The organism is Kitasatospora sp. NPDC001175 (genome assembly GCF_053598215.1).
Window position 1 is genome coordinate 51,685 of sequence record NZ_JBSFJU010000035.1, and the last position, 20,660, is coordinate 72,344.

A 20,660-nucleotide genomic window follows, 5' to 3' on the forward strand; every position below is an offset into this window, starting at 1 on the left:
TTATGGACAAGCGAGAAGTGCTCGCCGACCTGCGCACCAAGCGGCGCGAGGCCCAAAAGGAGATGCGGGCGATTCTCAGCAAGCCCAAGGCCGAGAAGCGCAATCTCAATGCCGCCGAAGTCGCCGAGTTCAATCGGCTGGAGACCGATCTCTGGGCATTTGATGACCGAATTGACGAGCTGGACGAGCAGCTTCGCGCTGACAACGCCGCCGCGCCGATGCAGAGCAAGTACGCGCCCCGCAACTCAACCAACGACAGGTCCAGCGTGAGCAACACCGCAACCCGCATGCCCGGCTACTCGCGATTCCAGGTCAGCGAGGCCGAGATTTACCGCCCCGACGGGGGTAATTCATATTTCCGCGACCTTTTTACCTCGCAGCACAAGGGCGACGGCGACGCTGCCGACCGTATCCGCCGTAATAATGCGAGGCAGTACGAGAAGCGCGCTATCTCGACCACGAACGGTGCTGGTGGCGAGTTCGTACCGCCTGCCTGGCTTGAGACTCAGTTCGTCAAGCTGGCGCGCCCCGGTCGCGTGATCGCTGACCGTGCCACCTACATGCCGCTGCCCGCCGGTACCGACGTGATCAACCTGCCGAAGGTCAACACCGGTACCGCTGAGGCCGTGCAGGGCACGCAGAACAGCGCTGTGCAGCAGACCGACATGACGACCACGTCGGTCGGTTCGCCCGTCGTGACCATCGCTGGTGGCCAGACCCTCTCCCTACAGCTGGTCGAGCAGTCGCCGGTAGCCATGGATCAGGTCATCCTGTCGGACCTCGCCGCCGACTACGCCATGAAGCTGGACCAGCAGGTCATCGGCGGTAGCGGCACGGGAGGCGCGGCCACCGGACTGCTCACTCTCGCCGGTACCACCTCCGTGGCGTGGACGCAGGCAACTCCGGCACTGGGTGGCGCTGGTGGTCTGTACAGCAAGATTGCGCAGGCTATCCAGTCGATCCACACCAGCCGGTACCTCCCGCCGGACGCCATCCTCATGCACCCGCGTCGCTGGGCATGGATCACCGCGCAGAGCGACGCGAACGGCCGTCCGCTCATCGTTCCGGACGCTTCCGGCCCGTGGAACGCCGCTGGTGTCCAGGCTGGCGAGGTCGTTGCTGAGGGCTACGTCGGCAAGATTTTGGGGCTTCCGGTCTACGTTGACGCCAACCTGCCGACCAATCTTGGTGCCGGTACCAACCAGGACCCCATCATTCTCGCGCGGACCTCTGATCTGTTCCTGTGGGAGTCTCACATTCGGGCCGAGGCATTCCCGCAGACCTACGCTCAGAACATGAGCCTGTTCTGCCGCCTGTACTCGTACATCTCGTTCCAGGCAGCCCGCTACCCGCAGTCGATCGCCATCATTTCCGGAACTGGCTCGGTCACCCCGTCGTTCTAGCGTGACGGCCTACTCAGCGCCGCTCGGACCATGCTTCTCACCATGGTCTGGGCGGCGCTGTAGTGCCTTCCCGGCAAGCCCCTCTGGGGTCCAACTAGCAAGCCTGGCCGAGGCATTCGGCTCGCCGGCCGGACGGACCGGCTTCGCTGTCGGCCAGCGCGGTCGCGCGGCATTGCAGCGTGACTCTTGCATATATATGCGGGGGTAGGGGGGTGGGTGAATGTCTATGCGTGATCGTCTTCGGGACCCTGCCCCAAAGGCGACGCGCACGCGCGGCACCTGAAACGCTACGAAGTTTGTGGCGAACTAGTAGAGAAGATCAATTGGAGGCACCTCCATGGCAAAAAGCACCGCCGCTCGGTGGGGCGGGCAGCGCGCCCGCGCCCTCTGGGACGAAGTAACCGGCGAATATGACCTCGGCGCCCACGAAATCGCACTTCTCTCAGAGATATGCGAATGCCTCGAAAATCTGGACGCTCTCAACGAGACCATCCGATCCGAAGGCGAGACCGTCCCCTCGCAGGGCTACAGCGCAGCGCCGAAGGTCCACCCTGCGCTACAAGAGGCCCGGCAGCAGCGCATCGCACTTGCCCGGCTGGTGTCGGCCCTCCGCCTGCCGGAGGGCGACGAAGAGTCCCGTCCGCAGGCCCGCGCGGGCGTGCGAGGCTTCTATGCGATGGGCGGTGCGCGCTGAAGCGGAAGAGCGACGAAATCGCATCCTTTCTGGTCCGAACTCCCGCTGAATGGCGGGAACTTGGTGTTCCTAACCGCTGGATCGAGAACTATGGCAACTTCCCGCCCATGGGAGCCGTTCGCCTCGCCGCGCTGGGGGTCCTCCGGCCGGACGAGATCGCCCTACTTCAGCGCATCGCCGCCGGGCAGGCTCCGCCCCGCGCACCACTCAAGGCCCGCGAGACAGCAAGCATTGTGCTGGCCAACATCCCGCCCGCTGAGTAAACGGGAAGTCTCCGCATCGCCCGTTTTGTTAAGTGGAGTTGGGGCCCTGGACCCTCGGGCCGGCCTGGGGCAACTGGCCACCAGCGCAGGCAAGTTGGCGAATCTCGCTGTCGGCGCCTGTGGTCAACTCGACTTAGCCGGTGGACCCGTGGCGGTCCGGCACCCGTGCAGCGCAAAGCCCCCTGTACCATCGTCGGCGCAGGGGGCTTTCTTGTGCCCATTTAGCTCGCTTTCGGGGGCTCTATTTCGAGCCGCATCCCCTCATAGACTTCTCGCAGGTCCCTGGCGTCCGAAATCCTGCGGGTTTCGACTGCCCGGACGACTTCGAGCGCACGCCAATGATTAGAGGGTGCCACTCGACCGGAAAGCATGGCGCGCTGGGCAGCGTTACATGCTTCGTCCAACCTATCTGTGGCTACGAGCGATAGGGCGAGGTCGATATTTGCCGAGGCGACCCGACGCGGCCATTTCGAGATATCGTCCGGCGGCGCAAGTCGTGCAATTACCTCTCGCGCGTAGGTCTCCGCTGCTGGGTCCCCTAGCCATGCGAGCGTTGTAGCGGTGTAGGCAACAGATTTTGCGGGATCGTACTGGAAGTGATGCTCTGGTTGATCGGGAAAACCTGCCGAGGAAGAGAGGGACTGCACTCGACTTATTGCGGCGTACGTCTCGGCAGCATTGCCCAGCCGGGCAAACGCTCGACCTTTCTGGGCTGTGGCTTGGATTTCCACAGAGCTCCCCTTAGGGGCAAGCTGCTGGGCTGCTTCGCTCAATTCCACAGCTTTGGAGTAGTCGCCATCTGTAAGCACCCGCCAGGCGTCTGTTTCGTAGCACCATGCTTGAATTTCTGGGTAGTCGGCGTGCTGGGCCAGCGTCATTGCCGTTCGCAACCTCGCTGTTGCCGCATCCTGCTGATTGAGGTCAATATGAAGAGTCGCGCCTAGCAGGGAGAACCACCCGCCGACGACAAGCAGCTGTCGGTGCTCCGCCAGCGTCTTCTTCGCGTCCATGAGGCTACCAACGTATCCGGAGTATTTCCGCACCTGCCCCAGCAGCTCATGCGGAGGGACAGTCGGGTACTTGGTGGCGAGCCCATCAAACGCTAGCTCTAGATGCGAAAGCGTAGCTTTGCCAACGTCGCTCGCTGAGACACGACGAACAAGCTCCAGAGCTTCAATTTCGTCGTCATAGCTGGATTCCGCGATCGTGACCGGTGTTGCTGGCACCGAGACAGCCGAAGCATTGATGAGAGAATCGAGCTCATCGGCGGTAACCCGAAGAGCTTTCATGAGGGCAGGGCGGTTCCAGTCTTGGGGATCGACCTGCCCCATTTCCCACCGGCCCACCGTGGAGCGATCGACGCCAACGGTCTGAGCCAATGATTCTTGAGTAAATCCAAGAAGCTTGCGCCGTTTAATGAAATCCTCGCGCCGCGCTGCCATTCCCGCCTCCCAGTCTCTGACTTGCTGTTCTACCAGCTCAGAGCACCTGGTGCAGCGACTCTGCGGCATCGATGCGGCATGGATGCGGCATGCGTGCGCTGTTCAAGGTCGAGAAGCCGCCCTGTACTGGTGATTCACACAACGGCTGGCGTTGATCAGGACGGACACACCATGACTTCCACCATCGACAGCCGCGCGGCCAACCGTTATGGAGATCGACCGGACGTGATCACGCGCAGTGCGAAGGTCATCCGGACCGCACCGGCCATGCCCGCGCAGACTCACGACCGGACTCCGGAGGGGCAGTGACCGTGCGCAGACGGCCCCCGCAGACGCTGTACAAGCCCCAGATCGGGGAGCTGGTCCGAGACACGAAACACGGCGTGAACGGGATCTACGACGGCCCCAGCTACACCACCAAGCACGCGGTAGAGCTCAAGCCCGTAGGTGGGGGCGTGGCGTGGGACACTCCGGCCAGTGAGATTCAACCCATCATCCCTACAAGGGAGTTAGGCCCCCGGCAGTCCCCCGGCCGGCCGCAGGGTGGGGGTGCCCCGTGAAGCCTCAACTTGGCGGCGCTGCAACGCTGTTGGTTGCGGTTGCTGTAACTATCTCGGTAAGCCCGGGGGCGGGCTTTCTGGCCACGCTGCCGCTCAGCGCGAGCGCCCCGTTCTCGACCAGGGCGGCGCTGTTCATGTTCACCGCCTGCCTCGCGCTCATGGTCGGGGTGTCGGCAAGTGAGCCGTTCATGCGCCGCGCTGCCCAGCGCCGTGCCAGGAAAGCGAGGCAACGATGACTGACGAGATCCTGCCCGCACCGCCCTGGCCGTTGCCGCCCCGAAAGCTCTGGAGGCTTGGCCGCTGTGCTTGCTGTGACCGTCCGACCCTGGTAGCCCCCGGGCCGACGATCCCGACTGACGCCGGACTGGTGACGCTGCCGTACTGCGTTGACGGATTCGAGCGGGCGAACCGGTACGTACGGCGGGCGCAGTTGGTTGCCGCCATGCACGACGCGCACGAGACGGTGCCCGGCACCGTGGGTGGAGCCGCATGATCGCCGGGAAGACCCCAGACCGCCCCAGACGGCGCCGGAGGAGCCGGAGGCGGCCCCGGAGCCCCCGGCCTGCTGTCAGGCCCGCATAGACCCCCGCCCCGGCCGTCCCCAACCCCGGACAGGTCGAGCCGGTCGGGGCGGGTTCACTCACGCCGAAGACAAGGAGGGTATAGCTGTGGAAGCCTCGGAGCGCGCACGGCTGGACACGTACTTCGGAAAGATCGCGGGGCACTTTGCGCCGCCGGAACTCCCGTCGTCCCTGCTGGTGACGCACCTGCTGCCGGAGCGCCCGGCGTTCGTGCGGGCGGTTGGCGCTGTGACGAACCTCCGCGCGGTGCTGCCCAAGCCCAAGTCGATCGACTCGGCAGCGCGGCGGGAGATCGAGCAGGCCGTCCCCTGTGACGAGTTGTCGCGTGATCTGTTCGCCAACGCCGACACCGCCGTGACCTACCTGGAGACCAGGACGGCCGGTGACGACGTGGTTCTGTTGGACGTGGGAGGGTACTTCGCCCCAGTGATCGACGCGCTGTGTGACCGGTTCTCCGGGCGCATCCTCGGAGTGGTCGAGGACACCGAAAATGGGCACAAGCGCTACGCCGACCGGGACAAGCTGCCGTGTCCCGTGGTATCGGTCGCTCGCTCGCCCCTGAAGGACCCCGAAGACTTCCTAGTCGGTCAGTCCGTCGTCTTCTCGACCGAAGCTCTGTTGCGCGGGCGCGGGGACATCCTGCACGGCCGTCCGGCCCTTGTGATCGGCTTCGGCAAGCTAGGGTCGAGCATCGCAAGGCTGCTGCACGCCAAGGGAGTTCACGTCACCGTGTACGACATTGACCCCGTGCGACGCGCACAGGCGCTGTCTCAGGGGTTCAGCGTGGCGCGGGATCGTGACCAAGCCATCAGCCGGGCGGGGCTCGTGCTCTGCGCCACCGGTGCTCTTTCGCTGCGTGGCGAGGACTTCCCGCTGTTGCGGAACGGCGCCTACATCGCCACCGTCACCAGCAGCGAGGACGAGTTGGAGCTGGACGGACTGCCCGACGGCTACACGCGCAGCAGTTCGGGTGAGAGCGTGACCCGCTACAGCACCACGGGCCACTACTTCTACCTGCTCAACAACGGAAACGCCGTCAACTTCCTGCACGGCGCCAGCGTCGGGCCGTTCATCTTCCTCGTTCAGGCTGAGATCCTGGCAGGTGTGCGCTTGCTCGCGCGGCGGGATCTCGGCGCCACCATGCATGAAGTCCCGGCGGACGACCGCGCGACCATCGCCGCTACCTGGCTCAACTACTACAACAGGTGATCCCATGACCATCACGGCCGACCACATCCGCGCCACGCTGACGGCCTACGTCGATGAGTTCCCGGAGGACAAGGCGGACCTGGCCTTGCCGCTGTCGCTGCTGGACTCCGGCGCTGAGCTGTCCAGCCGCAAAGAGTTCCGGGGCCACGCCACGGCCGGGGCCGTCCTGGTCAACGAGCACAAGCACGTGCTGTTCATCCACCACGTGGCACTCGACAAATGGCTCACCCCCGGCGGGCACCTGGAACCCGAGGACGCCACGCTGAGCGGTGCCGCACTGCGGGAGCTGACCGAGGAGGCAGGCATCCCCGCCGGAGCGGTCACGCTGGCCGGGAACGGCCCCGTGCACATCGACGTGCACCCGATCCCGGAGAACCCCGCCAAGGGCGAACCAGACCACTTCCACGTGGACTTCCGGTTCGTGTTCCGCACGGCGGGAAGCGAGCTTGTGACGCTCCAAGAGGAGGAGGTCAGTGGCTACACGTGGCGGCCGGTCGGGAGCATCGCCGATGACCGGCTCAGGGCTCGCGTAGAGGCTCTGACGGCCTGACCCGCTGAGCTGCCCCGTCCGTGCGTCTTTCCCCCGTGGCGCATGGGCGGGGCTTCTTGCTGCCGCCGACCTGCGGTATCTTCCAGAACTGCTAGTTAGACGCGTTGGGGTCCGCCAGGACGTCCCACTCGATGTCGCCGCCGCGCTCGCGGATCAGCGTGGCTCCGAGGGCGAGGAGTTCGGCGGTGTCGCCGAAGACGTCCAGGTGCATGCGGTTCTTGACGGCCTTGGGCTCCGTGACCGGGTTGACCCAGATCAGCGGGCCCGCGCCGGCCGGATCCTCGATCGGGACGGAGTCGGAGGGCTGGTGGCTGCCGGGGCGGCGGACGTAGCCGATGGCGGTGCACCACCAGTCGGCGAGGGCCTGGTGGTCGTTGGCGTCCAGGCACAGATCCTTGAAGCGGGCGGGCATCGCGGCAAACCTCCGAAGAGCTGATCATCAGTCAGGGCAAGGGTGCAATACCCCTTGGAGTGCGACGAAACCCCGCCCCTGGCAGCGGTTTCCAGGGACGGGGCTCCGGATGTGGGCCGGCTCAGCCGGCGTCGGCGGCCGGCTTGGCGCCGCGCTTCTCCAGCGAAGCGAGGTAGGCGTTGTAGGCGTTCAGCTCGGCGTCGCCGTCGCGGTCGGCGGCCCGGTCACGGCGGCGCGCCTGCCGCTCCTCGGACTTGGCCCACTGCAGGGTCAGCGCGATCAGCACGATCGCGGTCGGGATCTCACCGAAGGCCCAGGTGATGCCGCCCGCGAGCTTCTGGTCGGAGAGCAGGTCGGTGCCGGCCGGGGCGCCCTCGGCGGTGAAGGTGGTCACCAGCGGGTGGCTGGCCATCATCACCGCCACGCCGAAGAAGGCGTGGAACGGCATCCCCATGAACAGCTCGATGATCCGAATCACGAAGCCGGGGCGGTGCGGCCCCGGGTCCACGCCCATGATCGGCCAGAAGAAGAACATCCCGACCGCCAGGAAGTGCACCATCATCGCGATGTGCCCGAGCCGGTACTGCATCAGATAGTCGAAGAGCGGGGTGAAGTACAGGCCGTAGAGGCTGGCGATGAACATCGGGATGGTGAACGCCGGGTGCGAGACCACCCGGATGTACCGGCTGTGCAGCAGCGCCACCAGCAGTTCGCGCGGCCCCCGCCCGCTGCCCTTGCGGGCCGGGCGCAGTGAGCGGAGCGCCAGCGTGATCGGCCCGCCCAGCAGCAGCAGGATGGGGGAGAGCATGGAGAGCACCATGTGCTGGATCATGTGCGCACTGAACAGCACCATGCCGTAGTCGTTCAGCCCGGTGCTGGTGACCAGCAGGATGGAGCCGATGCCGGCCGTCCAGGCGACGGTGCGGCCGATCGGCCAGCGGTCCCCGCGCCGGGCCAGCCGGACCACGCCTGCGACGTACAGCGCGATCGCCAGCAGCCCGCCGATCAGGAAGGGCCAGTCCGGCGACCAGCTCAGCACGTTGTCGAGGTTGAACGGCCCCGGCGTGCCCATGCCCCCGTGGTGATGGTGCATCCCTGCCATGCCGTCGCCCATCGGCGCGTCCCGCTTTCCCTCGTCCGTCCGGCCGTGCCGGCCTGATCGAGGTCCGGTTCGTCCGATTTCTTCGGCCTCTAGCCTAGGCGGGCCTTACGCCCCGCCCGCAGTCGACCCCCGTCCGGGAGGTCCGGGCCACCTGGTGTGTGGGCCGGACCACCGACCGGGGACGATCGCCTGTCGGAGGGGCCGCCCATCCGGCGCGGGCGCATCCCGGCAGCTGCTCAGCCGCCGGCCGGGCGCGCCTGCCCGGGCAGCGCCCGGGCCCGGCCCCAGGCCCAGCGCAGCAGTCCCGCCGCCAGGACCAGTGCCCACAGCACCGCGATGCCGACCTGGGCCGGAGCCGTGCCGCGCAGTGCCGTCGCGAACGGCACGGTCAGCACCAGCACCGCCACCGCCGGTCCGGCCGCGTACCAGGCCGCGAAGACCGCCGGGCCCGTCCCGCCGCCGGCCCCCTGCTTGGGCGAGTACATGAGGTCCTGGCGGCTGGCGCCGCGGCAGGCGTTCACCAGCCCGGCCCCGACCAGGGCCGGCACCACGGCGGGCGCCAGCCAGACCGTCGCTGCGCCACCGGACAGGAGCAGTACCAGCGAGCAGGCCAGCCCCAGCAGGACGCCGAGCAGCGTCGGCACGACCGCGTGCCGCAGCATCAGCCCGGACACGGGGTACGGGGACCAGGAGGCCCGGCGGATGTCGTCCGTCTCGACCCGGGCGGGTTCGAGCAGCTGGGCTATGGCGAGGTAGCCGAGAACCAGGGCCGCCGCCGTGGCCGCCAGGGAGGGTATGCCGCGCAGCCCGTGGGCGAGCACGCCGCACAGCAGCGCCGGCACCGTGAGCACCACGGCACGGCCCAGCCGGGCGGGGGAGCGCAGCAGCGCGAGGGCGTCCCGCCAGGGGACCACCAACCAGGGGCGGCGCGGCACGGGTAGCCGGACCCGAAGCCGCCGGCTGCCGCCCGAGGCCTCGGTCACCGCCAGCCGCGCGGCGCGCAGCTCGACCGTCCGCAGCGCGGCCAGCACCCCGGCCGCGGCCCGGGCCCGCTCCCGCAGCCGGTGCAGCGGTACGCTCGCGGCGGCCCGGTCGGCGAGCACCAGGCAGGCCACCGTGGGTACGACCAGCAGCCCGGCGGCCACCCAGGCGCCGGGTACCGCGGCTCGGGTCGGCGCCAGCGCGGCGATTCCGGCCCAACCCCACGGGCCCGACCAGAGCTCCAACCGCTCCAGCCAGCCGACCCGGTGACCGGCGGCGGCCAACGCGCTCTGCGTGCCGAGCGCCACCACCAGCACCGTCGCGTACGGAGTGAGCCGCCGCACCCAGCGCGCCGCCCGGTCGCTGCGCTCCACCAGCAGCCCGGCGCAGGTGGCCAACAGCGGCAGGCAGGCCCCGCCAGCCAGGCACCAGCCGAGCGCGGCGGGCAGGGGTACCCGGGCGGTCAGTCCCAGCGCGACCATGCCCCCGCAAGCCGTCACCAGGCCCGGGAAGAGCACCAGGGCGCAGGACAGCCAGAACCACGGCCGGAGCACCGGGTGGGGGCGGACCGGGTGGGCGAGCAGCCAGTCGGCCGTCGCCCGGGGCGGGACGACAGGCCCCCGCCAGAGCCCGTCGCGGACCAACAGCAGGACGGTGGCGAGTCCGACCGCGGCGATGCCGCTGGGCATGGCGGCGAGCAGGGCGGGGCCGTGGGCGGTGTAGTCGGTGCCCATCGAGGCCTGGATGAACATGCCGAGGCTGGGGATGGCGCCCCAGACGACCAGGACCAGCAGTACGCAGTAGAGCGCGTAGCCGATCTGGCCGGCCCGGCGGCGGCGGTGCGGCGCACGCATCTCGCGCAGCAGCGCCAGCGTCTCGTCGGTCCAGTCGTCGTCGGCGGTCCACTCGGCGGGGATGTCCTCCGCCGGTTCGTCGAGCGGCTCCACCGCGGCCAGGTCGGCGCCGCTCACCGGGCGCTCGCCGAGCCGGTGCCGAGGCTCTCCAGGACCTTGCCGGGCGGGCCCTGGGAGACGATCCGACCGTCCTCGAGCACCACCACCCGGTCGGCGATCTCCCTCGCGAGGTCGGTGTGGTGGGTGACCAGCAGTACCGCCACGCCGTCCGCGAGCTCGGCCCGCAGCAGTTCGGCGAGCCGTCGGCGGGCCTCCGGGTCCAGCCGCTGCTCCGGTTCGTCCAGCAGCAGCAGGTCGCGCGGCCGGACCAGGGCGCAGGCCAGCAGCAGCGCCTGCATCTGGCCGGAGGAGAGCGCCGAGGGCAGGGCGTCGGCCCGCTCGGTGAGCAGTCGGTCGGCCAGTACCTGCTCCACCCACTCCCGGGCGTCGGCGACCCCGTGGGCGGCCGCGACCAGCAGCAGGTGCTCGCGCACCGTGAGGTCCGGGTAGCAGGCGACCGTGTCGCCGACCATGGCGACCCGGGCCCGGATCCGGGGATCGTTCTCGTCCATCGCAAGCCCGTCGAAGCGGACCGTGCCCTTTGTCGGCAGGTCGCGCCCGGCCGCGATCCGCAGCAGGGTGGACTTGCCCGAGCCGTTGTGGCCGAGCAGCGCGATGCACTCGCCGGCCGCCAGCGCCAGGTCGACGGGGTGCAGTACCTCCCGCTCGCCGTAGGAACGGCGCACTCCGGTCAGTTGGAGCAGCGGCTTCCGCGCCCGGGCGCGCGGTTCAGCGGGGATCTTGGCCATAGGGGCGCAGCCTTTCGACGTGAACGTCCGATCACAGTATCGGCCGTCCGTCCGCCCTCCGGAGGCCCACCTCGCCTCGGGACGGCTCCGGCACCGTCCATCCGTCCGCGTTCCGCCGTCGGGACACGGCCGGGGACTGCTGCCGACGCATGACCGTGACCGCTGCCGACGCATGACCGTGACCGCCGCCCGCAGCCGAGCGGGCCCGCTCAGCGACGGTGCACCAGCAGGCTCTGCGCGGAGCGGGCGACCGGTCCGTGCTCGTCTTGGAGCATGGCGCAGGTCAGGCCCGCGTGACCGGGACCGAGTTCGGTGTCCGCGTCCAGGCACAGCCACTCGCCAGCCGGCGGGCGCAGCAGGTGAAGCGTCAACTCCGGTGGTACGAAGCCGTACTGGCGGATGTCCAGCACGGCGCTGACGCCGTTCGCCGAGTCCGCGCACAGTACGGTCCGCTGGGTCGGCGACATCGGCTCGTCGGGAAGCAGTGGGATCCTGGGGCGCAGCCAGACCGCCGCCGGACCGAGCGTTTCGTACCCGCCGTGGACGAAGGACCATTCGACCGACTCCAGGAAGCCGCACCGCCAGTGGTCCGGAACTTCCGGTGGTGCCCCCGGAGCCTGCGGCCGGGGTGACGGCGGCTTCTGCGCACTGCCGGTGTCGATCGGGACGTCCTCGGGGGCGGGCTGTACGCCCCACCCGGCGGCGAGGGCCACCACCCGTCCCTCGGTGAGGAGTTCGGCGCGCACCAGGCGTACCCGCCGGCCCGGCCGCTCGACTTCCGCGCGGACCGTCAGCGGCCGCAGCGGCACCGGCCCGAGTATGTCGAACGAGATCCGGGCCAGCGGCAGGTCGTCGCCCGCGCATCGCTCCAACTCCCGGGTGAGCAGCGCCCCGGGCGGCCCGAAGTGCTGGAACTCCGGGTTCCACGGCCCCTGGGCGTGCCCGGTCGGACGGTAGGCGGTGCCGTCCGGGGTGTCGACCTGCTCGAAGTAGGCGTCGGCGTCAGCCATCGGACTCCAGCGTGTTCGGCTTGTCCCGTACGCCGGGCCGGGCGCGGTGCGGCCGCCGGACCGGTGGCGTACTCGTGCGCGGGCAGCCTAGCAGGCGCCGATCACCTGACCGCCGTGTGGCCGGGCGACAACTGACGTCACGTCAATTGACTCTTGATCGTGTCGAATTGCGCGCACGAATGCGGTGACGGCCGGCCACCCTCCCCGTTTCGGGAGGGTGGCCGGCCGTTTCGGCTGCCGTACGGGTCAGATGACGGTCTCGGCCTCGATGTAGCGGTCGGCCGGGACGGTCTTCAGCTCGGCGACCGCGTCGGCCAGCGGAACCAGCCTGATCTCGGTGCCCTGCAGTGCGGTGATGTGCCCGAAGGCGCCCTTGTGTGCGGCCTCGACGGCGTGCCAGCCGAAGCGGGTGGCGAGCACCCGGTCGTACGCGGTCGGGGTGCCGCCGCGCTGGGTGTGGCCGAGGATCACCGGGCGGGCCTCCTTGCCCAGGCGGTGCTCCAGCTCGCGGGAGAGCTGGGTGGCGATGCCGGTGAAGCGCTCGTGGCCGTAGATGTCCTTGGAGCCCTCCTCCCAGTGCATGGTGCCGGGCTCGGGCTTGGCGCCCTCGGCGCAGACCACGATGGCGAACTTCTTCTGCCGGTCGAAGCGTTCGCGCACCACCTCGGTCAGCTTGTCGATGTGGAACGGGCGCTCCGGGACCACGATGGCGTGCGCTCCGGCGGCCATACCGGCGTTGAGCGCGATCCAGCCGGTGTGGCGGCCCATGACCTCGACCACCATGACGCGCTGGTGCGACTCGGCGGTGGTCTTCAGCCGGTCCAGCGCCTCGGTGGCGACCGAGACGGCGGTGTCGAAGCCGAAGGTGACGTCGGTGCAGGCGATGTCGTTGTCGATGGTCTTCGGCACGCCGACCACGGGCAGACCGGCGTCGCTCATCAGCTTGGCGGCCTTCAGCGTGCCCTCGCCGCCGATCGGGATGATCGCGTCGATGCCGAGGTCGCGGCAGTGCCGCTTGGCGCGTTCCACGCCGTCCCGCAGGTGGCTCGGCTGGACCCGCGAGGAGCCCAGGATGGTGCCGCCCTGGGCGAGGATGCCGCTCACCGAGTCGAGGGTCAGCGGGCGGTGGACTCCTTCGAGCAGTCCGCGCCAGCCGTCTTGGAAGCCGATGATCTCGTCACCGTGGTCGACCACCCCCCGGTGGACCACGGAACGGATCACGGCGTTCAGGCCGGGGCAGTCACCGCCGCTGGTGAGCACTCCAATACGCATTGCTTTGCAACTCCCCTGGGGGCATCTCCCAGCCGCCAGGCTGGGGGAAGAACCGGACGGCCGGACTACCACCCGAATCGGACACAATCGGTCGAATCGGGTCAGTGAGCAGCATACGGTTCCTGCGTCCGGCCGGGCAGGCGCCGATGCGGGAGCGGCGCCGTCGGCGCACCCGCGGAGAACTGCGCTGGGCACCGAGGAGGGTTGCGCCCAGAAGACTGTATGAAGAGCCGAACAGCGTGGGCTCGATGTCGTACGGCTGCATTGTCGTACATATGGCGGCGCTTGGGCACCGGCTGACCGCTATCCGGTCAGCCGGTGCCCAAGCGCCGAGATCGCTGCGCTCCTGCGAGGTGAGGAGGTCAGGCGGGCTGGCCGGCCGCGGCGATCCGCTCGGCGCGCAGCGCGTCGTACCAGGTGGTGTCGGCCGGCGGCAGGGCGCTCACGTCCAGCGCCAGCTTGATCAGCATGTCGGCGACCAGCGGGTTGCGAGCCATCACGGGTCCGTGCATGTAGGTGCCGAAGACGGTGTCCCGCCAGGCACCCTCGGTGCCGTCCCCGGTGCCGTTGCCGCGGCCGACCTGGACGTTCGCGAAGGGGGAGACGCCCTGGCCGAGGTGGGTGACACCCTGGTGGTTCTCGAAGCCGGTCAGCTGCGGCAGGCCCAGGCGCGGGTCCACCTCGGCGAGCACGTCGCCGACGCAACGGGCGCCCTCGCCGCGGGTGGTCCGGACGTCCAGCAGGCCAAGGCCCGGCTCGCGCTCGCCGAGGTCGTTGATGAACTCGTGGCCGAGGATCTGGTACCCGGCGCAGACCGCGAAGATGATCGCGCCGTTCTCGGCGGCCCGGACCAGCCCGGAGTCGTTGCGCAGCCGCTCGGCCGCCAGTCGCTGCGGACGGTCCTCACCGCCGCCGATCAGGTAGATGTCACCGCTGGTCGGCACGGCCTGGTCGGAGCGGACGTCGATGCGCTGCACCCCGAGTCCGCGCTGGCGGGCCCGGCGCTCCACGACCAGGGCGTTGCCCCGGTCGCCGTAGGTGCTGAGCAGGTCGGGGTAGACCCAGACCAGGCGCAGGCTGCTCTCACTCATCCGGGGAGACCTTCCGTACTGCTGCGGCGCGGGCTGCGGGTCGTAGCCCTGCTGCGCGGGCTGCTGGTCGTACTGCTGCGGCGCGGGCTGCTGCGGGCTGTATCCCTGCTGCGCGGGCTGCGGGTCGTAGCCCTGCTGCGGGTAGCCCTGCTGCTCGGACTGCTGCGGGTAGCCCTGCTGCGCCGGCTGCTGCGGGTAGCCCTGCTGGGCCGGTTGCTGCGGGTTGTAGCCCTGCTGCGGGTAGCCCTGTTGCGGGTTGTACTGCTGGGGGTTTCCGGTCGGGTACGACATCAGTTGGCCACCGCCTTGCGCAGCTGCTGGAACGCGGTGTAGTTGGCGATCGCCTCGATCCGTCCGGGCGGCGCCGCCTGGACGGCCTGGTCAAGCGAGTCGACCACCTGGAACTGCAGGCCCGCGACCTCCAGGCGGACGGCCAGGTCCAGCTTGCGCTGGCCCATCACGAAGATCGGGTGGCCGGCCAGGCGCTCGTAGTCCACGTCCCAGAGCCAGGAGGTGTCGGTGCCGTCGGCGTCCAGCGCGTTCACCGAGAGGATCACCGGGGCGGGCGGGCCGTCGATCAGCGAGAAGGTCTCAAGCCAGCCGGCCGGGTTCTTGGCCAGTAGCAGGCGGATGTCGCGGCCCTGGTAGGACACCACGTCGTAGCGGCCCGCGACCGCCGCCACCGACTGCATCCGCTGCAGGGCGACCTGCGGCGCCACGCCGAACACGGCGGCGACGGCGGCGGAGCTGGTGGCGTTGGCCAGGTTGGCCCGGCCGGGGAGCTGGAGCTGGATCGGCCAGGCGCCGCGCTGCGGGTCGATCACATGGGTGCCCTGGAGCGCCCAGTGCGGCTGCGGACGGCGGAAGCCGCAATCCTGGCAGAACCAGTCGTCGCCGGGGCGCTGCATCACACCACCGCAGGCCGGGCAGGACCAGGCGTCCTCCTTCCACGCCTGGCCGGCGGCCACCCAGACCACCTTGCGGCAGGAGGAGGCGGCCCAGGTCACCAGCGGGTCGTCCGCGTTCGCGATGATCACCGCGTCGGTGTCCTTGAGGCCCTCGCGCCATTTTTCGGCCATCATCCGGGTCTCGGCGGCCCGGTCCAGCTGGTCACGCGAGAGGTTCAGCAGCGCTATCGCCTTCGGGCGGGTGTCGCGGGCGACCCCGGCAAGGTACTTCTCGTCGACCTCGATCACGCCGAACCTGGCGTCCGAGCCACCCGCCAGCGCGGCGGTGATCCCCGCGGGCATGTTGGCACCCAGCGCGTTGGAGACCACTGGGCCGGCGGCGCGCAGGGCCTCGGCGATCAGCCGGGTGGTGGTGGTCTTGCCGTTGGTCGCGCTGACCAGGACCACGTCGAGGTGCTCGGCCAGGGTGGCGAGCAGGTCGGGGTCGAGCTTGAGAGCGACCTTGCCGCCGATCACCGAGCCACTGCCTCGGCCGGCCTTCTGGGAGAGGGCAGCGGCGACCTTGCCTGCCGTCACGGCGAGCTTGGCGCGGGCGGGCAGTGAGGCTTCGCGTGCGGCCGTGGCTTCCGAATCGGTGCCTGGCATGCTCAGTGGTTCCTCCTTGCTGCGGCACCGCCCGGGTCGTGCAGGGGACCGTCGGGCGGCGGGGACGGGCCCAGCCTACCCACTCCGCGGCCCACGTCCGAGTCCCGGACCCTCCCTGGCCTGCCCAGGACGCCCCGGCAGCGCCCTGACATGGCCTCGCCGGAAGTCCTCAAGAGTGCGGAAAACCATGTGAAGCGGGCGGCGTGCGACGGTACTTGCTCTGTCGGGCGAGCACCGCCGCACACCGGGAGTCGGGAGGCGTGACCGGTCGCGGGGCCCGGCGGGCCGGCCGCCTTCGGGTACGCGAACTTCCCCGCGGTCCGGCGAATTTACCCGATTTGATGGGAAGAGTTCCGATTTGCCCTATCGGCCCGGGCCGGTGGCCCAAGGGGTGGGGAGCCGATCGGCGGCCTCGGCGAGGTGAGCGGTGATCACCAGAGTGCCGTCCTCGACCTGGTAGTCGAGCGGTGCGGCCAGCCTGCGCATGGTGGAGATCAGCCCGGTGTTGGAGGCGTGCGTGACGGCGTATACCGTTCGCACTCCGCCTTCGAGGGCCAGTGCCGCCATCCGTCGCAGCAGGTCCACGCCGAGCCCGCGCTGCTGCCAGTCGTCCTCGACCAGCAGGGCCACCTCCGCGCTGTCGTCGTCCCACATCAGGTGGGCCAGGGCGACGATCCGGCCGTCCGCGGTCTCCACAGCCAGGGTCTGGCCGTGCCGTGGGTCGAGCAGATGGTCTAGGTAGCGGTCGGCGTCGGCCACCGGACCGTGGTAACGCCTGCGCAGGGACTCCTTGGAGCAGCGGTGGTGCATCGCCAGTGCGGCGGCCTTGTCGCCGGCGTCGGCCCGGCGGACCGTCAGGTCGGTCCCGGCGGGCAGGCTGAGGCGGGCCTCGACCTTGGGGACGCGCGGTCCGAGCAGGCTGTCCAGCTCGACCAGCGCCTGGGCACGGGCGAACTCGGTCGGGGTGAACGGCAGTTGCGGCCTGGTCAGCTCGATCAGGTCACCGGAGGGTGCGGGAAGCCGCATCACATGGCCGTCCACTCCGGCCGCCGCCCGCTCGCCGCCGCCCGGGTACTGCCGGATGGTGCAGCGACCGAACAACTGCCGCAGCGCGACGGGCAGTTCGGCGGCGTCCAGTGCCGTCCGGGTGGCCAGTGCCAGGATGTGGGCCGGCACGTCCACCAGGTCGTGCGCGTCGGCCGGGTCGGTCCAGATGTCATGGCCCCCGGCGGCGGCGACGGCTGCGACCAGCTCGGCGCGGGCCAGCGTGCCCGGCGCGCGGAGCAGGAACTCGTCCACGGTGGCCTCCGGCAGCGGGTGGGCCTGCATCGAGACGATGTTCACCCCGAGGCCGGCCAGCGCCGCCGCGACCCGGGCCAGGCTGCCCGGTGAGTCGGGCACGGTGGCGCGGAGCCGCCAGAGGGCGGTCTGCTCGAAATACCCCAGCGGTCCGGTCATCGCCGCCTCCCCGGGCGGTGCGCCGTGATCGGGATGGGGCGGTGGCGAGTGCGGGTGCCGGTGTGCCCACCAGGCGTGGCAGACCGCGGTGACGAGCAGTGCGGCGGCCGAGCCGAAGAGCAGCACCGGTCCGTCGTGGCCGTGCACCACCACGTTGGCGACCAGGTCGGCGGCGGCGCAGGCGGCGAAGATCGCGGCGAGTTCCGTGGTGTCCCGGCGCCAGCGGTGGCCGCGGGCGGCGCGGCGCTGGGCGCGGGCGGGCGTGGTGGGACGGGCCGAGAGCGTCGAGGAGTCCATGCGGTCATGCTGTCCCGCCGGTGTTTCACGATCACGAATCCCCCGTGACCTGTCGGTAAAAGTCTCCGTCCGAGGTCCGGGTGGCCCCCGGCCGGCCCGGAGCAGGCAACTGATGGTCAGTCAGGTCAGCCGCCGCAGAGCGTACTTCATCCAACAGGGCGACCAGATCGGCCTCGGTGGTGGCGGAGTTCAGCAGGCAGGCCCGCAGCATCTCGCGGCCCCGGTGGACCGCGCCGGTGACGAATGCCCGCCCGCGCCGCTGGACGGCGGCCGGCAGCTCCCGGTTGACCGCGTCCAGCAGCCGCTCGTCCGCCCCCGCCGGGCGGTAGCGGAAGGCGACGATGGAGGTCTCCACCGGAGCGAGCAGTTCCAGCCGCGGGTCGGCCTCCACCAGCTCGCCGAGGCGCCGGGCGAGCGCGGTGCAGCGGGCGATGTCGGCGCTGATCCCGGCCCGGCCCCGGTGGGCGATGGTGGCCCAGACCTTGAGCGAGCGGAACGGGCGGGTCTGCTCCATCCCGTACTCGGAGAACCAACCGAGCTCGCCCGCCGCCTCGTCCCGAAGATACGAGGGCACCAGGCTGAACGTGCCGCGCAGCTCCTCGGGGTGTCTGACCAGGGCGCAGCCGCAGTCCACCGGTACGCCCAGCCACTTGTGCGGGTCGAGCGCGAGCGAGTCGGCGCGGGCCATCCCGGCGTAGCGGTGCGCGATGGCGGGGTCGAGCACGCCGAAGGCGCCGTACGCCCCGTCCACGTGCAGCCACAGCCCTTCGGCGGCGCACAGGTCGGCGATCGGCTCGAAGGGGTCGACGGCACCGGTGCCGACGGTTCCGGCGGAGGCGACCACCAGGAAGGGCAGTCGTCCGGCCGCGCGGTCCTCTGCGACGGCGGCGCGCAGCGCGGCCACATCGAGCCGTCCGTCGGGGTCGGTGGCCACGGTGCGCAGGTTGCGACTGCCCAGGCCCAGCAGTTCGACGGCCTTGCGGACGCAGGAGTGGCTCTCGGCGGTGGCGTAGCCGACCAGCGGGGGCAGCCCGGCCAGGCCCTGTTCGCGCAGGTCGCACCCGGCCAGGCGGGCGGCGCGGTTCCGGGCGGCGGCCAGGCACAGGATGGTGGCCATCGAGGTACCGGAGGTGAGGATGCCGCCGCCGGGAGGGTGCGGGAATCCGACCAGCTCGGCCATCCAGCGGACCACGGCGCGCTCCAGGTGCACGTCGGCGTGGTCACCCCCGGCGGAGCTGGGGTTCATCGCGGCCGCGGCCAGGGTGGCGAGCACGCCGGCCGGTGCGGGTGCGGAGTTCACCCAGCCGAAGAAGCGCGGGTGGCCGTTGCCCATCGGCGCGGGCATCACCCGGTTCTCGATCTCTTCCAGCAGTGCGCCGAGTGGGCGGCCCCGGGCGGGGAGCGGGGCGTCCAACAGGGCGGCCCGTCCGGCCGGGTCCATCGGCTGCCAGACCGGGCGGCCGGGCAGCGCGTCGAGGTAGTCGGCGACCAGGTCGGCGGTGGCGCGGGCGGCAGTGCGGAAGTCGTCGGCGGTGGCGTCGCTCATGCTGCTGCTCCAGTGGGCGGTACTGGGGCGCGGCGTCTTCGGCGCACCTGACCGAGCCGATCATACGACCGGCTGCGCGACGCGTACCCGGGAGCGCGGAACCGTGGGCCGGCGGGCTCCTCCCCGTGCCCCGGACGGCGACTCGCCGACGGGTCGGGCTCTTCCCCGCACCGTCCTGGCCGACCCGCCGGACCGCGCGGAGCCCGGGCCGTTGGGCGGCCGCTCAGTCCAGGGTGCCGGAAAGTCCGCCCGAGCTGCGGCAGTAGCCGGCCAGCTCCGGGTTGGTGATCTTCTTGCAGAGGCGGGCGGGGGCCCCGGCGTCGGTGTAGTTGACGGTGTAGTAGCTCATCAGGCCCTCGGTGCAGGCCTTGCGCTGCCAGGCATCGGCGGCGGTGGCGCACTGCTGGGCGGCCCAGTCCTCGCGGTCCAGGTTGTACTTCATGGTGCGTGAGCCGACGCCCCGGCTGCAGTCGCCCCCGCCGCCGGTGGCCTGTGCGTTGAGGCACCACTTGAGGGCCTCGGCGAACACCTCGGGGTGGTCCTGCCAGTCGTGCGAACTGAGGTAGTAGGTCGGCGCGTAGAAGTAGCAGGCGGAGCGGAACAGCGCGGGCTGCTCCGGGCAGGGGTAGAGCGGCTCCTCGGCGAGCCTGTCGGCGGGGAGGTTGGCCTTGGCGTTCTCGTCCTCCTCGTCCGGTGCGAAGAACTGCATGAACAGGCCCTCCGAGCAGGTGATCCGCTTGGAGTCGGTGGGGAACTTGCTGCACAGCGCCCGGGCGGCGGGGACGTCCTGCTTGGTGACGAACATGGTCCCGTGCCCCACGCCGTGGATGCAGGGGCCCTTGTTGGCGGGGGCGCACAGGGTGAGGATGTCCGCCTCCGGGTTGTCGGAGTTGGCCAGCATCTCCTCCACCGCGCCGTGCAGATAGCCGGCCGCGCAGGTCTCGTGCGGGAAGGAGAGGACCTTCTGGAAGTCCTGGTGGTAGCGCTTGACGGCGGCGTGGCCGAGCTCGTGCGCGATCGGGTGGCAGAACCGGACGGTGTACGGGAGCTTCTTGGTGATCCGATCCAGGTCCGCCAGGGCCACTCCGGGGTCGGTGGCGTCCATCTCGGCCATCAGCTTGTTGCGCAGTGTGCTGCGGGTCCACACCGCGGGGTCGCCGGTGGGCGTGGCCGCCGCGGCGGCACCCGCCACGGCCGGGCCGGCGGCGGGCGCGGCGGGGACCCACTGGGTGACGGCGGCCGCGCCCAGGCCGAGCGCCCCGAGCAGGGCTGCGGTGACGATCGCGAAGCTTCGCGGCTGCATGCGTTGCTCCTCTAGCCGACAGCTTTTGACCGGTTTCGTTCCCATCCTGTAGCTATCGGCCAGAATCTACCCGGGTTTGACAGCCGTTCGGGTGGAGCGGCGGCTCCGGTGGCGAGATCGCCCGCGGTACGGCCGCTCCCCGGTCCAACGACGGAGCCCGCACCCGGTCACCCGGGCGGTCGGAGGGGCAGCGACAGGTCAGAGGGGCAGCGACACGTCAGGGGCTCGGTG

General features: G+C 70.3%; 18 protein-coding genes. 6 read left to right on the forward strand and 12 right to left on the reverse strand.

Features of this window, described 5'->3' with window-relative positions; all coding sequences use genetic code 11:
• Positions 1-2 precede the first annotated feature (2 nt).
• The 3 genes from ACWDAK_RS23980 (at position 3) to ACWDAK_RS23990 (ending at position 2,360) form a co-directional block, all read left to right on the forward strand.
• Positions 3-1,403 carry a phage major capsid protein gene (locus tag ACWDAK_RS23980; RefSeq protein ID WP_427395511.1) on the forward strand — a complete coding sequence of 467 codons (1,401 nt, stop codon included), beginning with the start codon at positions 3-5 and terminating at the stop codon, positions 1,401-1,403.
• A gap of 337 nt (positions 1,404-1,740) precedes the next feature.
• Positions 1,741-2,097, forward strand: a complete 357-nt coding sequence (locus ACWDAK_RS23985; RefSeq protein WP_427395512.1) for a hypothetical protein — start codon at positions 1,741-1,743, stop codon at positions 2,095-2,097.
• 107 nt (positions 2,098-2,204) lie between these two features.
• Positions 2,205-2,360, forward strand: coding sequence for a hypothetical protein (locus ACWDAK_RS23990; protein ID WP_427395513.1), 156 nt, complete (start codon positions 2,205-2,207; stop codon positions 2,358-2,360).
• A gap of 221 nt (positions 2,361-2,581) precedes the next feature.
• Here the strand turns inward: ACWDAK_RS23990 and ACWDAK_RS23995 are convergent, their stop codons facing one another.
• Positions 2,582-3,802, reverse strand: a complete 1,221-nt coding sequence (locus ACWDAK_RS23995) for a helix-turn-helix transcriptional regulator (RefSeq protein WP_427395514.1) — start codon at positions 3,800-3,802, stop codon at positions 2,582-2,584.
• 556 nt (positions 3,803-4,358) lie between these two features.
• On the opposite strand from ACWDAK_RS23995, the gene ACWDAK_RS24000 reads away from it, so the two are divergent.
• From ACWDAK_RS24000 to ACWDAK_RS24010, 3 genes are all read left to right on the forward strand, one after another.
• Entirely contained in the window at positions 4,359-4,598 is a 240-nt protein-coding gene (locus ACWDAK_RS24000; RefSeq protein ID WP_427395515.1) for a hypothetical protein, read from the forward strand.
• Between the two features lie 432 nt (positions 4,599-5,030).
• On the forward strand, positions 5,031-6,152 hold the full coding sequence (locus ACWDAK_RS24005; RefSeq protein ID WP_427395516.1) for an adenosylhomocysteinase: 1,122 nt from the start codon (positions 5,031-5,033) through the stop codon (positions 6,150-6,152).
• Positions 6,153-6,156: 4 nt separating this feature from the next.
• Positions 6,157-6,702 carry an NUDIX hydrolase gene (locus ACWDAK_RS24010; RefSeq protein ID WP_427395517.1) on the forward strand — a complete coding sequence of 182 codons (546 nt, stop codon included), beginning with the start codon at positions 6,157-6,159 and terminating at the stop codon, positions 6,700-6,702.
• A 91-nt stretch (positions 6,703-6,793) separates the two neighbouring features.
• On the opposite strand, the gene ACWDAK_RS24015 is transcribed toward ACWDAK_RS24010, so the two are convergent.
• From ACWDAK_RS24015 to ACWDAK_RS24065, 11 genes are all read right to left on the reverse strand, one after another.
• Entirely contained in the window at positions 6,794-7,114 is a 321-nt protein-coding gene (locus ACWDAK_RS24015) for a VOC family protein (protein ID WP_427395518.1), read from the reverse strand.
• A 121-nt stretch (positions 7,115-7,235) separates the two neighbouring features.
• Complete coding sequence (locus ACWDAK_RS24020; RefSeq protein ID WP_427395526.1) at positions 7,236-8,207, reverse strand: cytochrome c oxidase assembly protein; 972 nt, start codon at positions 8,205-8,207, stop codon at positions 7,236-7,238.
• 245 nt (positions 8,208-8,452) lie between these two features.
• Positions 8,453-10,168 carry a hypothetical protein gene (locus ACWDAK_RS24025; RefSeq protein WP_344640352.1) on the reverse strand — a complete coding sequence of 572 codons (1,716 nt, stop codon included), beginning with the start codon at positions 10,166-10,168 and terminating at the stop codon, positions 8,453-8,455.
• On the reverse strand, positions 10,165-10,899 hold the full coding sequence (locus ACWDAK_RS24030; protein ID WP_344640351.1) for an ABC transporter ATP-binding protein: 735 nt from the start codon (positions 10,897-10,899) through the stop codon (positions 10,165-10,167). The genes ACWDAK_RS24025 and ACWDAK_RS24030 overlap by 4 nt, the downstream gene beginning before the upstream one ends.
• Positions 10,900-11,108: 209 nt before the next feature.
• Positions 11,109-11,909, reverse strand: a complete 801-nt coding sequence (locus ACWDAK_RS24035; RefSeq protein ID WP_427395519.1) for a thioesterase family protein — start codon at positions 11,907-11,909, stop codon at positions 11,109-11,111.
• 246 nt (positions 11,910-12,155) lie between these two features.
• Positions 12,156-13,181, reverse strand: a complete 1,026-nt coding sequence (locus ACWDAK_RS24040; protein WP_344640349.1) for a 6-phosphofructokinase — start codon at positions 13,179-13,181, stop codon at positions 12,156-12,158.
• A gap of 362 nt (positions 13,182-13,543) precedes the next feature.
• Positions 13,544-14,272, reverse strand: coding sequence for a type 1 glutamine amidotransferase (locus ACWDAK_RS24045; RefSeq protein WP_344640395.1), 729 nt, complete (start codon positions 14,270-14,272; stop codon positions 13,544-13,546).
• 290 nt (positions 14,273-14,562) lie between these two features.
• On the reverse strand, positions 14,563-15,825 hold the full coding sequence (locus ACWDAK_RS24050; RefSeq protein ID WP_344640348.1) for a MurT ligase domain-containing protein: 1,263 nt from the start codon (positions 15,823-15,825) through the stop codon (positions 14,563-14,565).
• A 363-nt stretch (positions 15,826-16,188) separates the two neighbouring features.
• Entirely contained in the window at positions 16,189-17,580 is a 1,392-nt protein-coding gene (locus ACWDAK_RS24055) for a GNAT family N-acetyltransferase (protein ID WP_344640347.1), read from the reverse strand.
• A 31-nt stretch (positions 17,581-17,611) separates the two neighbouring features.
• Positions 17,612-19,126, reverse strand: coding sequence for a pyridoxal phosphate-dependent decarboxylase family protein (locus tag ACWDAK_RS24060; RefSeq protein ID WP_344640346.1), 1,515 nt, complete (start codon positions 19,124-19,126; stop codon positions 17,612-17,614).
• A 223-nt stretch (positions 19,127-19,349) separates the two neighbouring features.
• Entirely contained in the window at positions 19,350-20,429 is a 1,080-nt protein-coding gene (locus ACWDAK_RS24065) for a hypothetical protein (RefSeq protein WP_344640345.1), read from the reverse strand.
• Between the last annotated feature and the right edge of the window lie 231 nt (positions 20,430-20,660).

Coding starts and splice junctions, on each gene's coding strand:
- ACWDAK_RS23980 (WP_427395511.1), top strand. CDS start 3: ATGGACAAGCGAGAAGTGCTCGCCGACCTGCGCACCAAGCGGCGCGAG.
- ACWDAK_RS23985 (WP_427395512.1), top strand. CDS start 1,741: ATGGCAAAAAGCACCGCCGCTCGGTGGGGCGGGCAGCGCGCCCGCGCC.
- ACWDAK_RS23990 (WP_427395513.1), top strand. CDS start 2,205: ATGGGAGCCGTTCGCCTCGCCGCGCTGGGGGTCCTCCGGCCGGACGAG.
- ACWDAK_RS23995 (WP_427395514.1), bottom strand. CDS start 3,802: ATGGCAGCGCGGCGCGAGGATTTCATTAAACGGCGCAAGCTTCTTGGA.
- ACWDAK_RS24010 (WP_427395517.1), top strand. CDS start 6,157: ATGACCATCACGGCCGACCACATCCGCGCCACGCTGACGGCCTACGTC.
- ACWDAK_RS24015 (WP_427395518.1), bottom strand. CDS start 7,114: ATGCCCGCCCGCTTCAAGGATCTGTGCCTGGACGCCAACGACCACCAG.
- ACWDAK_RS24020 (WP_427395526.1), bottom strand. CDS start 8,207: ATGCACCATCACCACGGGGGCATGGGCACGCCGGGGCCGTTCAACCTC.
- ACWDAK_RS24030 (WP_344640351.1), bottom strand. CDS start 10,899: ATGGCCAAGATCCCCGCTGAACCGCGCGCCCGGGCGCGGAAGCCGCTG.
- ACWDAK_RS24035 (WP_427395519.1), bottom strand. CDS start 11,909: ATGGCTGACGCCGACGCCTACTTCGAGCAGGTCGACACCCCGGACGGC.
- ACWDAK_RS24040 (WP_344640349.1), bottom strand. CDS start 13,181: ATGCGTATTGGAGTGCTCACCAGCGGCGGTGACTGCCCCGGCCTGAAC.
- ACWDAK_RS24045 (WP_344640395.1), bottom strand. CDS start 14,272: ATGAGTGAGAGCAGCCTGCGCCTGGTCTGGGTCTACCCCGACCTGCTC.
- ACWDAK_RS24050 (WP_344640348.1), bottom strand. CDS start 15,825: ATGCCAGGCACCGATTCGGAAGCCACGGCCGCACGCGAAGCCTCACTG.
- ACWDAK_RS24055 (WP_344640347.1), bottom strand. CDS start 17,580: ATGGACTCCTCGACGCTCTCGGCCCGTCCCACCACGCCCGCCCGCGCC.
- ACWDAK_RS24060 (WP_344640346.1), bottom strand. CDS start 19,126: ATGAGCGACGCCACCGCCGACGACTTCCGCACTGCCGCCCGCGCCACC.
- ACWDAK_RS24065 (WP_344640345.1), bottom strand. CDS start 20,429: ATGCAGCCGCGAAGCTTCGCGATCGTCACCGCAGCCCTGCTCGGGGCG.